We start from the raw sequence: 12,879 nt of genomic DNA on the forward strand, positions 1-12,879 counted from the left end.
ATTGTTTTACAACATTTGTTCATCACACTAATTCTTGAAAATCAATTATTTATTTTTTGTTTTTTTATTTTTTTACTTAAATCAATTTTTATGAAAAAGATTTTTACTCTTCTTGCCGCTACGCTCCTTTCATTTTCAGCAATGGCCGACACCATGATTCTTTCAAATGTAGGTAAAGTTAAGCAAAACATCCTCAGTGGCTCTGAACTTGGTACAGATGTTCCTGAAGGCTGGTCACTCCAGTGCATGAACGAAGCCAAGAACCTCGAAAGCGGAAACGAATTCACTATTGACGGCAATGCTTACCGTGCAATCAAATTCTCAAATGGTGCACAAAACACAGTTACTCTTCCTGCAGGTTTAGTTGCTACTAAAGTGACATTCTACGCTACAATCAATAAAGACGGAGCAACTAACCGTCCTTGCTACTGGGCAGAAGTCGCAGGTGCTGAATACACTGTTGACGAAAACAACGGAATCATAGAATCATTCAAGGATTATGAAAACCCTAACATCCAATCGTTTACTGTCAACAAGCTCAACTCTTTTACATTCAAGAATGCCGGTGAACAGCCGTTTGCTGTACTCGTTGTTGAATACGAGCCCGGAAATACTTCAGCCATCACCGATATCGTTTCTGACGAAAACGCTCCCGTCGAATACTTCAACCTTCAGGGTGTTCGCGTTGAGAATCCTGCAAACGGAATCTTCATCAAGCGTCAGGGTTCTAAGGTAGAGAAAGTAATCGTAAAATAAACTTTGTCAGCTTTAGCATTCCATAACTCAATATTATAATTTTGTCGGTCGGCATTCATCATGCCGACCGGCTTTTTTATTATTCATAATATCATTAATTTATTAAACTATCCGCCACTAATCTGCGTTTCTTCTTATAGACGACAATTGCCCGAAAAATAACAACACATAATATACACTCACCTATCAACATTTATAGATGAAACGAATTATAATAATGGGAGCTACGTCAGGCATCGGATTGCGCGTAGCCGAGATTTTCGCAAAAGCCGGATGGCTTGTCGGCGCAGCCGGACGCAAAGAGAAAGTATTGCGCAAACTCCAGTCCGACTATACCGACAAGATACGCTATGCACAGATAAACATCAACGACACAGATGCCCCCAACAGGATGCGCGACCTTATCAACCGTCTCGGAGGCATGGACATCTACTTCCATGTCGCCGGAATCGGATATGAGAACGAAGCTCTTATAACAGAACACGACACAGCCACCGCACAGACCAATGTAGTCGGATTCACCCGCATGATCGACACTGCCTTCCGCTATTTCCGGTCTCACGGTCGACGCGGACGCATCGCAGCAGTCACCTCTGTGGCCGGAACAAATGGAATCGGAGAACTCGCCTCCTACTCCGCATCTAAAAAATATCAGCAGACCTATCTGACAGCACTCGACCAGCTTGCACGCATGCAAGGCCTCGACATATCATTCACAGATATCCGTCCGGGATGGATACGCACCCCTCTCCTCAATCCTGACCGCATCTATCCGATGACAATGACTCTTGACCATGCCGTAGTAGGAATCGTAAAGGCAATCATAGCACGCAAACGAGTCTGCATAGTCGACTGGCGCTGGAATCTCCTTGTCAGAGCATGGAGCCTCCTTCCTGACCGTCTGTGGGAGCTTCTTCCAATCCGAGTGTCGACACAAGCCACATTTGCCGAAGACAAGGCTGATGCCAAAACCGAAAAGCAGCTCCAGTCACCCGAACCTCCGGCCAAGATTGCCGTCCCTGCCCCACTCTCGTCGGCATCATCGACTGATCTGAGCTGACACACCTGCCGGAATCTGCCGACTTATAAAAATAGGACAAGTGCGAAAATCCACATCTGACGATATTGTCGTAATGGAATTTCGCACTTGTCCTATTTTTAAGCCAAAGGGCCGTTGGTCTATCTGACCCTTATCATGTATTTCAATGAAATTTCTATTGACTGGTTTCTCGATGCGGCAAAAAAGTCGCGTTTTGAATCCTTATAGATATTTCCAAGGCCGAAATAGTAACGTCCTTCAAGCATTATCGAATGTTTGCGTCTGATTATAAATTCGACACCTGCTCCACCAAGAATTCCGTAGTCAAACTTCCGGTCAATCGGCATGTTCAACTGTTCATTGGTCCTGTAGCCTTGCGGAAAATCAGGGACAGAACTGTAATTCTCATAATCGAAATTTGCCGAGATTGAATTCGACAGCATGAAACCGACCTCCGGGCCGAGATTGACAAAGCCTCTGACCTTATTCGAACCGAAGTAGATATGTGTCAACAACGGAATCGATACATAATTGAGCGTCCGCGTGTAGTTGAATTGCGGAGCTTCGTCACGCACGAAATCCTCCGCCCAGCCACGTTGAGTGAAATTCACCTCGGCGATAAGACCGAAATATTTCTCCTCGGTATATCGCGCAGCTATACCCATCGTCAGGCCTTGGGCAAATTTCGTATGGACCTCCGGCGAGAACGATACGCTCGAAAGCGTAGCACCGGCCTTGCCTCCGATGGCAAAATTCGGAGAATACTCCCTTTGAGCCAGAAGGCATGACGGCAGGAGCATCCCCGCCAGCAGAAGCCCGGCTCTGCAGGAATAGAAACTACAGGCAATCTTACGGAAACCCCTTATGATACGGTTGGAATTCATCTTTAGATACTGGCCTTTTCAATAAGTCCGCCCGGACGATAGTTGATGATATAAAGCAGCCCGTTGCAGTCGCCGGCAGCTCCTTCCGGGACAAAGAAACTGAAACCGTTCTGCACACCATCATAACTATGGGCGGAATTTTTCAAATAGTTCAACACAAACATTCCGGTGTCGAATCCAAGGATTCCCTGACGCGGAATAGCATTTTCCATTCCGACGCCATACCATTGCTTGAACTTGCTTTCAATACGGCGCGAACGGGGGCTTTCTTCATTGTCAAAGAACCGCGAGTAGACCAGAGTGTTGAGGTTGTGCATATTTGAAAGCGTTTCGCCTCTGAACGTAATCCATTCAGGATAACCGACAACCTTAATCGATGGCATGACTGCCTCATCACGCCATTCAATCAGCCCGGGCAGCAGACGGTTGACATCGCTCTGACGGCCGGTGTTGAGGATGAATGTATAATTTCCTTCCGCCGGAAGCTCCTTAAGGTTCGCTTTTGTCAGCTTACCATCAACTGTTATGGTCTTATACTTCGTGCCTTTTCCATCAAGACGCTTCTTAACGGCATCAATAAATTCAGTCTTATCGTTAGCGCCGTCAGTCAGATTAAGGAAAACAGGCACTGTGTATGCCATTCTGGCAACCATAACGTCAGCAGCCTTTTCAAACATAAGCGCACTCGGTATATTACCATGCATGACCGCAGGATTTGTCCTGTATGTCTCGTCGCGGACGATAAAGTCATTGAGAACCTTTATACCGTTTACACGTCCGAACTCACCGAGCATAGCAAACTGCTCAACATTGTCGGGAGCTATGATTAAGCGATGCTTCTTCAGCTCCGGATTTGCAATAATATCATGGACTTTTGCAGTCGAGCCTTCCGTGTCAAACACGCTTATGCGCACAGGAGTCCCGTTGCTGCGCAGACTGTCGGCCGCGAGAAGGAAACCTTTGTAGAATTCGGTGTAGCGCTGTGCGCTTTTCGACGGAGTCTCCTCGTTGAGCATGAACGGAAGAACGACCGCCACTGACAGCTCTGTCCCTTGTTCAGGGACACCGGCTGCCGCCGCAAGGTCGTTGACGCTGACAGAGGGCACACCGTCCTGACGGCTGCTATTCAGACTGTCGGGCTTTACACCTGCCGCCTCGGCAAGCTGATCGACACTGATTTTGGCAGGCGCACTTGCTGTCGGGATATTCAACACCTGCCCTTCGCGGAGAACAGTGATGCCGGGATTGGCCGCCTCAAGCTCCTTGACTGTTATACCGTTGGCATGTGCTATAGAGTAAAATGTCTCCTTCTTTTTAACGATATAGCCACTGCTGGCAGAAGCCTCATGGCTGACTGTCGTTGAGGCGACAGAGGCAGGAGCAGCAGTCTGAGCAGATGGTTGCGGAGCCGACGATTCCTTGGCCGGAACACTGATATGGAGCGTCTGTCCGGCTTTAAGGCCTTCGCTTACAATCGGATTCTGTTCGATTAGTTCTTTTGTACTTATGCCATAGCGGGTAGCTATGCCATATATCGTCTGTCCTTTTTCAACCTTGTGGGTGATTATGCTGACACCCTTCGGTTCAGCAGACGAGGCGGCTGATGGTGAAGACGATGATTCGTCGGTATTTTCCCCGTCGACAGGGAAAAACAATACAGTCCCCCATCGCAAGCCGTCGGCCACACTTGGATTGGACTTTACAAGTTCGTCCTTAGTGATGCCGAGACGATGACAGATCGAATATACAGTCTCCTTAGGCGCAACTTCATAATAGTAATAGTTACGGCCATTTACTTCACGGGTAGGCAAATCCTTGATTGAAGCAGTAATGCCGGAAAGAGATGCACCGAGCACTACCGCACCCAATATGCTGAGTCGAGTGAATTTCATATACTATGATTTTCAGTGTAAAGTACCTGCAAATTTACGCAGAATTATTCAGACTACAAAGTGTTTATTTTTCAGGATACAAAGCAATCAGATAGCAACAACATAAAATGGTAAGCAACACGCGCTCCACTCCGGCATGCGGATATGAAGCGCGTGATATGCGTTAAAGCAAATGATAGTGATAAGCCTCAGTCTTATTTCTTCTTGCGGTTGCCATAACGGCTCATGAACTTGTCCACACGACCGGCGGTGTCAACGAGCTTCTGCTTACCGGTAAAGAAGGGGTGAGATGAGCTGGTGATTTCAAGCTTGACCAGAGGATAGGTCACGCCGTCAACTTCAATAGTTTCCTTTGAGGCGATGGTTGAACGAGTGATGAAGATTTCGTCGTTCGACATGTCCTTGAATACTACTTCGCGGTAGTTGGAAGGATGGAGATCTGCTTTCATTTTCTTATCTGGAGTTTTTATTGTCAAAGTTACCGAAATTGCGCTGGTAGGACGCATAAATTCGTAATGGCGGTGCAAAGGTATGGATTTTAATCGATTTATCAAAACTCTAAGCCATATTTTTTACTCACTTACGTAGAAATCAATCAGATTCGACAACGCCTGTTGACAGGCCGGACAGAACACAGGCCATGCGTTGTCACGCATCCTGCATCTGTCGGCAGGGCGGTAGACTCCTTTGAACGTGTACCCTCCCCCTTCATACACACCGACAGGATGCTTCTTAGCCTCCGAAACAGGTGTCGGGACAGGAGTGCCATCAGGAATCTGCGATTTCCATTTGCTGTCAAAATCCACAAGAGTGGTGATGTTCGGCTCCCACGGTTCGATATCCTTCGGATAGCTTTCATCCATGATGTCGCCCTCGTAGAAATACTCATCGGCAAGACCGCCGAAACTATGACCGAACTCATGTACAACCACCGGCCTGAAATCTTTATGGCGCGATGTTGTCAGAGTGTAACTGTTATAGATGCCACCACCACCGTATTCATCGGTATTCGCAAGAATGATGATATGCTCGTAGGGTATCCCGGCAATCGCATCGTGGATGTCCTTTACATGCAGAGTGGTCAGATAGCGGTCTGAATAGAACGTTGAGAAATTTGACGAGAATGCTGTCGACTTCCACTTTCCGAAACGCGGGACACTCACTCCGGAATCATCCGACGGCGTGGCCACAGCGACAAAATTGAACTTCGAAGCCTTGCTTTTGAACGGTTCATGCGACAGGATAGCCTCGACAGCTATTCCGGCATGACGGTAGAAACTGTCCATTTCTTCCTTAGTATATCCTTCGGCAAGAATCGCCACATCAATGACCACATCACTATCGCCACCTTTATGTATGTAGCGGTAATCAGGCAATTTACCGTGACCTTTCTTTGCGACGAGAATATCTTTCGGGTCGAAACGATGCTTCATCGAAGCCATAGATTCATGCCTGTTATCAAGCAGGTCGATATAAATAACGGCCGGTTCTTTCGGATAAGGGACAAGCACACAGTGCTCGAATGATTTTGGGGTCGCCGCAGCCTCTTCGGTCGAAAGCCATTCATGGTAGAGCGATGAGAATGAAGTGCGGTAGATTGTATCGCCCGTCGCCTCCGAACACACTGTCACAACCCCTGCCCCCTGAAGCGGCAGAGCCGAAAGATTGTATCGGCGGCCGGCCCAGCCGTCGATGGACGACTGCCCTGATAGATGCACTCCGCGCGTCCCTTCGGTATCTGCCGAAAACAGATAGTCGAGCCGGAGAGTCCTGTTCTCAAAGTTACGGTCAAAGCCAAGCGATGAAAATTCCTTCGTTCCGCCCATTACTTTTCCGCCGGCCATGCCTGCTTCCATTATCGGCGACACAAGAGAATTCATATACTCCTCAAGATTAGTGTAGCCTGATGCCGCCAGCTCTTTGCCGTCAGCCGGATTTTTAGGATTCAGCCCATGTGATTTTTCCCAGACATCCGGAATGCCGTCGCCGTCGCTATCGCGCGGAGCTTTTGCGCTCTTCAGCTCAGGCCACGCCCGCGATCCGTCGGGATAGACAACCTCGTCTTGCGAGTCGATTATCCCACGGTTGCCAAACGACGCTTTTCCATTGCGCGTGTCGTTGACAACAATCTCATCATACGCGTCACGGCTGAGCGAAGCCCCGGCATAGGCAAGGACCAGTTCATAGGCCTTCTCGGCCGAATGCGTCGTAGTCTGCTCATAAGGCATCGGCGACCGGAGCTGAATGTCACGCTCGATACTTTCATCCCAATATCCGTCAAACTCCCCGGGCTTTATCTGGTCAAGCACACCGAGTTTCCAGTTGTCTTCACCGACGGCTGCTATTTCATGATTGACATTGCCCCTCACATAGAAGCGCCCCCATTTATGAAGCATGCGCGACCAAGTGTTCCACCCGATGCCGAGTTTACGACCTTCAACGTCTATAGTGTTATCCGTCATGTCGATATCGAATGTCCTGTCGGATATGACAATCTGGTTCTTACCTCCTGACACACCGCCGGTCCTTATGCCCTTGAAGTCACCGGGAGTGACGGATGTGCCGAAATAGCTGTTATAGTCTTCAGCAAGACGGCGTGTATTGAGACAATAACGCACCGTGCGGATTCCGGGACTTGCTATACGCTCAGGCATGAGGTTTGATGTCACTCCCGGGCGGAAATAATTGTTGACGATATTGACCGTCATCCCCTCGCCGCCGTAACACCCGTTAGAACCGTAGTTATAGATGACATTGTTACGCAGATCCATCCTTTCGTCTGTCTGAGTGTGAGGGCTCGGGCCGAGACGCGGAGTGCGCGATGTATGATTTGCCATAAGATTATGGTGGTAGCTTGCTCCGCTTCCGCCCCAGTTACCTCCATAACCGTGGGGGCCCTTCTTATGACCGCTGTTGTGAAGGCTGTGGGATGCGATGCACCACTGGACGGTGCAATCCGTCATTCCATAGACAGAGATACACTCGTCAATGCTCCAGCTGACCGAACAATGGTCGACCATTACATTACGGTGTCCGCTTCCGCCAAGACCATCACCTTCGTGGTGTGCCACCTGCCTGTCTCCGAGACGGAAACGCATGAAGCGTACAATCACATTGTCGGCCTGAATTAAAAACGGATAATCGGCAATGCAGATTCCATCGCCGGGAGCAGTCTGGCCGGCAATCGTGACATCGGGATTTTCAAGTCGCAATTGCGACTTGAGAAAAATAGTGCCGGAAACGTCGAAAACTATGGTTCTCGGACCGGTCTGGTTACAGGCATATCGAAATGAACCGGGGAGCTCATTGTCGTCAAGCGTGGTCACATGATATACATCCCCTCCACGTCCGCCGGTCGTGTAACGGCCGAAACCTTCAGCACCCGGAAATGACGGGACAGCGGCTGCCGCAAGACTCCCTGCCGAAACAGCTGACACCGACAGCAGCCCCACTGCGATTGAAGTAAAAAAATTTTTCACTATCATATCTTATAACGTGATTATATCAGTAAAAGCGGAAGATTTTGTATCTCTCCCGCTTTTACCATCAGATTACTTTGTTTTCAACGAACGATGAACTTCTTACCGTCACGGATATATACTCCGGGGAGAAGCGGTTCGCGGACTTCGACTCCCATGATATTGTAAATCTTTCCATTGCCGACAGCAGAATCGACCACTATATCCTCAATGCCACTCTTATCGGCATTAGTGCCCTTAACGCGTATCTTCAACACTGATTCAACCGCACCAAATCTGACTGCAATTTTATTCATCGGCTCTGACAGCGTAACGGTGTGCACGGCCGCCGGGTTTGAATTTACTGGGAAGGTATATTGCATAGCGTCAAACTGCGTATCACCGATCGACATGATGTAGCTTGAAGTCTCATCCTTGGCGTTGGACCAGCCCTCGAATGTAAGCTCAGTTGCAACCTTTCCTTCCGGCAATTTTATGGTCCAAGTGTCGTTACGGGCAAACTTTATATATTCAGCGGTTACGCCTGAACCATGATTGTAGGTACGAGAACCGTTGCTACAGTCAATCTCTATCTCGGGTCCAAACTTGAATGGCAGAGGACTCTCCTTATGTATCATACCAGACTCCTGAGCTGTAAGATCGGAAATCTCCCATTCAAACACTTCGCCGGGAATAACGGTAGGATCATCAACCGACGGATTATAGACGGGAAGTTCTACCGCATCATCCGCAAACGTCAGCTCTCCGTTAAGCATCTTACCGTTAGCGTTTCCGCCTTCCATGATATGCGCTACGAGAGAATTGAGATAGACTTCAAGATTGGTATATCCGCTTGAAGTGACCTTAGCACCATCATCAGCGTCATCCGGGTTAAGACCGTTGGCTTCTTCCCACGCGTCAGGAATACCGTCGCCATCGCGGTCGGCAAGAGCCTCAGCCGATTTAAGCACCGGGAGCACACCGTCAAGTTCCGTACCTTCAGGATAAGTGATATCATTAGGTGTGTTGATGAAGCCCTTGTCAAGACCGGAGCCTGTTCCTGAAGCGGCGACATTGTTCTTCGCATCATTGACAATCATTTCATCAAGCGCGTCACGCCTCAGCGACGCACCGGCATAGGCCAACACATTTTTATAAGCATCATCAGCCGAATGTGTAGTCGTATAGACATATTCAATCGGGAGGTCACGCTTCATGTTCTGCTTGGTGTTTTCCCATGAAGCATTGTCGCTACACATTTCCCAGCGTGAAATCTGATTATACATACCATTGGCCCAGTTATCTTCGTAGACCTTCGACTGATTGCGGTTGCTGTTTCCATCGACATAGTAAGTACCGACAAGGTGAAGCGCGGGATAGTAGCTGTTCCAGAAAATTGAAATACTCTTGTCGTCTACCGTAATCTTGTTGTCATCGGAGATTTCGTAACGCTTTCCTGATATGGAAATATGCGGTTTACCGTTGACAAACGATCCTGTCAGATTACTTTTGGTTATCTTTGTGCCCATAGCATTGTTGTAGGCAGTTGCGATTTTGTCTTTATCAAGACAATAATCCACAGTACGGATGCCCACCGACGCGATGCGCGATTCCTTTGTCTTGCCCGAATATTTGTTACCGGGCCCGGGCTGATAGTAATTGTTGACGATATTCACGTTCATGCCTTCACCGCCATAACAACTTTCGCCTGAATAGTTGAACATAACGTTGTTGCGCATGTCCATCACCTCATTGAGCTGAGTGGTCGGGCGCGGGCCGAGGCGTGGCGAACGCGATGTGTGATGTGCAAGAAGATTGTGGTGATACGAACCGTACTCACCGCCCCAGTTGCCTCCATAGCCATGACCACCCTTGCTGTGGCCTGAGTTTACAAGGCTTTGTGAGACTATACACCACTGGACTGTGGTGTTGCTCGTCCCGCTGAACGACAGACATTCATCAATGCTCCAGCTGACCGAACAGTGGTCAACCATGATATTTTTCTGGTCAAGCGAACCAAGCGCATCCCAGCCGTCAGCGCCGTTGAGCGTTACATTCTTGTTGCCAAGGCGGAAACGGACAAAGCGAATGATAACGTTGTCAGCCTTGATGCTGAATGGATAGTCGGTGATACAGATACCATCGCCCGGGGCTGTCTGTCCGGCGATAGTCACATTGCCGCTTCTTAAATTCAATGCCGAGGTCAGATGGATATTACCCGACACATCAAAGACGATTGTGCGTGCCCCCGACTGATTGCAGGCATAGCGGAATGAACCGGGCTTATTGTTGTCTTCAAGAGTGGTTACATGATAAACCTTGCCGCCACGTCCGCCGGTGGTGTAACGGCCATACCCCTCCGCACCCGGAAAGGATTCAAGCTTGTCGATGGTAGCCGGAGATGCGCTGCCTACAGCACACACCGTTGCAAGCATCGAACTGAGTAATACATGTTTCATAAATGAACTGAATATGGTATTAATTTTTAAGTTTCAAATATTAGTATCAGCGTATGGATTAAATATAGATTAAGTTACTAACAGTATGCAAATATACGGTTTTTCTGACTAATAATCAAAACGTGCATGTCGCTATTGACGGTAATTCACTACAAAACCGTAAAATTTGAAATAAAAAAACTATGACTATATATGAATCCGACACAAAAGCCCGTGACCGCCGGGTGAAAAAACGCCGGCGGTCACGGGGCTGTATGAATTTCCCAATCGTAATGCCTACGAGCTTAAATCACACCGTAGGTCGAGAGAAGTATGGTCATGTGGTCACGGAGCTTACGCGCTTCGGCAGCGGCGGCCTCGGCGAAATCCTCGCCTTTGGAGGCATAGATGATTCCTCGCGAAGAGTTGACGAGCAGACCGCATTCATGTGTGATGCCCCACTTTGCCACTTCTTCAAGGCTGCCACCCTGAGCGCCAACGCCGGGAACAAGCAGGAAACTTGACGGAGCGACACGTCGCACTTCAGCGAACATCGCACCCTGAGTAGCACCTACGACAAACATAAGGTTGTCAGGTGTGCCCCACTTCTGCGCTGTCTCAAGCACATGTTCGAAAAGACGTGTGCCGGTCATGTCTGTGCGGAACTGGAAATCATGGCTTCCGGGATTGGAAGTGAGCGCAAGAAGTATGACCCACTTGCCATCATAATCCATAAAAGGCTTCACACTGTCAAAACCCATGTATGGAGCGACGGTTATGGCGTCCACGCCCATATTTTCAAAAAACGCCCGTGCGTAGAGCGACGAGGTATTGCCTATGTCGCCTCGCTTCGCATCAGCTATTATAAACTGGTCGGGATAGTTTTCACGGAGGTATCTGACAGTACGGTCAAGAGCCTTCCAGCCGTCAACGCCGAGACTTTCATAAAAAGCGGTGTTCGGCTTGTAGGCTACGCAGTAGGGAGCGGTAGCATCAATGATAGCCTTGTTGAATGCGAAAATCGGATCTTCCTCTTTCAGAAGATGTTCTGGGATTTTCTTTATGTCCGTATCGAGACCGACACAGAGGAAAGAACCTTTTTTCTTAATCTGTTCAATGATTTGCTCGCGATTCATATATTTTTATTGATATTATTGTTCTTTGTTGATGATATGGCACGGAGACTCGTCTCAGAGCTCTGCCGCCTTAAGTTTCTCGGCGTTTTCAGCAATTGTCAGCTGGTCGATCACATCCTGAATCTCCCCGTCCATGAAGGCCTGAAGATTATATATGGTATAGTTGATGCGATGGTCGGTGATGCGGCCCTGCGGATAATTATAGGTGCGTATTTTTGCCGAACGGTCTCCAGTTGACACCAGTGTTTTTCGGCGCGAAGCTATATCGTCGATATATTTCTGATGTTCCTTGTCGTAAATGAAGGTGCGGAGTCGGCTGAGCGCGCGCTCCTTGTTCTTTGGCTGGTCGCGGGTCTCGGTACACTCGATGAGAATCTCCTCGCTTTCGCCTGTGTTCGGATTACGCCACATGTAGCGCAGACGCACACCGGATTCCACCTTGTTCACATTCTGACCGCCTGCTCCGCCCGAACGGAAGGTATCCCATTTGATTTCGCCTTCATTGATTTCCACATCGAATGCCTCGGCTTCTGGGAGGACAGCGACCGTGGCGGCCGATGTGTGTACACGTCCCTGAGTCTCAGTAGCCGGAACGCGCTGCACTCGATGGACACCACTTTCGTATTTCATCGTCCCATAGACGTTGTCGCCGGTGACAGCCATTACGATTTCCTTGAAACCGCCGGCCGCACCTTCGCTGAAACTTGTGACAGCAACACTCCAGCCTTTCGACTCGCAGTATTTCACATACATCTTATATAAATCGCCGGCAAATATGGCAGCTTCGTCGCCACCTGTTCCGCCACGGATTTCAACGATTGCGTTTTTAGCATCCTCCGGATCTGCCGGAATCAGAAGCAGCTTGATTTCCTCTTCAATAGCCGGAAGCGCCCCGGTAGCTGAGTCAAGCTCCTCCTTGGCCATGTCGCGGAGTTCCGCGTCGCTTTCCGAAGCAAGCACTTCGCGAGCCTCTTCGATATTGCCGAGCAACGAACGGTAGTGACGTGTGACAGCCGTAAGTTTTTCAAGATCCTTATATTCCTTGGTCAGACGGACATAGCGTTTCATATCCTGAATTACCGAAGGGTCGGTGATAAGCGTGCCCACTTCTTCAAAGCGGGCCTCGATTCCATCAAGACGTGACAATAGGGAGTTTTCTGCCATACAGATTTAAGAGCATGTTTTGAACGTGCAAATTTACGAAATTTTCCCGACATATACCGACTTATACTCCATAAAACCTCACTCCGGGATGTCGGTAGCAATAATTTTTCAG

General features: G+C 48.7%; 8 protein-coding genes and 2 pseudogenes. 2 read left to right on the forward strand and 8 right to left on the reverse strand.

All coding sequences use genetic code 11. From position 1 onward, the window contains the following. The first annotated feature begins 90 nt into the window (after positions 1 to 90). Together QZ311_RS07260 and QZ311_RS07265 are read left to right on the forward strand one after the other, a co-directional pair. Positions 91 to 756, forward strand: coding sequence for a hypothetical protein (locus QZ311_RS07260; RefSeq protein ID WP_297066057.1), 666 nt, complete (start codon positions 91 to 93; stop codon positions 754 to 756). A gap of 199 nt (positions 757 to 955) precedes the next feature. Next, a complete protein-coding gene (locus QZ311_RS07265; protein ID WP_297066060.1) occupies positions 956 to 1,816 on the forward strand; it encodes an SDR family NAD(P)-dependent oxidoreductase in 861 nt (286 codons plus the stop codon). A gap of 119 nt (positions 1,817 to 1,935) precedes the next feature. On the opposite strand, the gene QZ311_RS07270 is transcribed toward QZ311_RS07265, so the two are convergent. The 8 genes and pseudogenes from QZ311_RS07270 to prfA form a co-directional block, all read right to left on the reverse strand. Further along, positions 1,936 to 2,679: a porin family protein gene (locus QZ311_RS07270; protein WP_297066063.1), complete on the reverse strand. Its 744-nt coding sequence runs from the start codon at positions 2,677 to 2,679 to the stop codon at positions 1,936 to 1,938. A 2-nt stretch (positions 2,680 to 2,681) separates the two neighbouring features. Then, positions 2,682 to 4,571: a LysM peptidoglycan-binding domain-containing protein gene (locus QZ311_RS07275; protein ID WP_297066065.1), complete on the reverse strand. Its 1,890-nt coding sequence runs from the start codon at positions 4,569 to 4,571 to the stop codon at positions 2,682 to 2,684. A gap of 194 nt (positions 4,572 to 4,765) precedes the next feature. Beyond that, positions 4,766 to 5,020, reverse strand: a complete 255-nt coding sequence (locus QZ311_RS07280; RefSeq protein ID WP_123614388.1) for a type B 50S ribosomal protein L31 — start codon at positions 5,018 to 5,020, stop codon at positions 4,766 to 4,768. A 123-nt stretch (positions 5,021 to 5,143) separates the two neighbouring features. After that, positions 5,144 to 7,033: a M64 family metallopeptidase gene (locus QZ311_RS07285; protein ID WP_366511798.1), complete on the reverse strand. Its 1,890-nt coding sequence runs from the start codon at positions 7,031 to 7,033 to the stop codon at positions 5,144 to 5,146. Between the two features lie 156 nt (positions 7,034 to 7,189). Beyond that, positions 7,190 to 8,056 (reverse strand): annotated as a pseudogene (locus tag QZ311_RS07290) (pectate lyase); the annotation flags it as partial. A gap of 1,529 nt (positions 8,057 to 9,585) precedes the next feature. Beyond that, positions 9,586 to 10,464, reverse strand: a pseudogene (locus QZ311_RS07295) (hypothetical protein); the annotation flags it as partial. Positions 10,465 to 10,772: 308 nt separating this feature from the next. After that, complete coding sequence (pyrF, locus tag QZ311_RS07300; RefSeq protein ID WP_297066069.1) at positions 10,773 to 11,603, reverse strand: orotidine-5'-phosphate decarboxylase; 831 nt, start codon at positions 11,601 to 11,603, stop codon at positions 10,773 to 10,775. A 54-nt stretch (positions 11,604 to 11,657) separates the two neighbouring features. Continuing rightward, positions 11,658 to 12,767: a peptide chain release factor 1 gene (prfA, locus tag QZ311_RS07305; RefSeq protein WP_297066072.1), complete on the reverse strand. Its 1,110-nt coding sequence runs from the start codon at positions 12,765 to 12,767 to the stop codon at positions 11,658 to 11,660. Between the last annotated feature and the right edge of the window lie 112 nt (positions 12,768 to 12,879).

This window comes from uncultured Duncaniella sp. (genome assembly GCF_910578445.1).
Lineage (GTDB): Bacteria > Bacteroidota > Bacteroidia > Bacteroidales > Muribaculaceae > Duncaniella.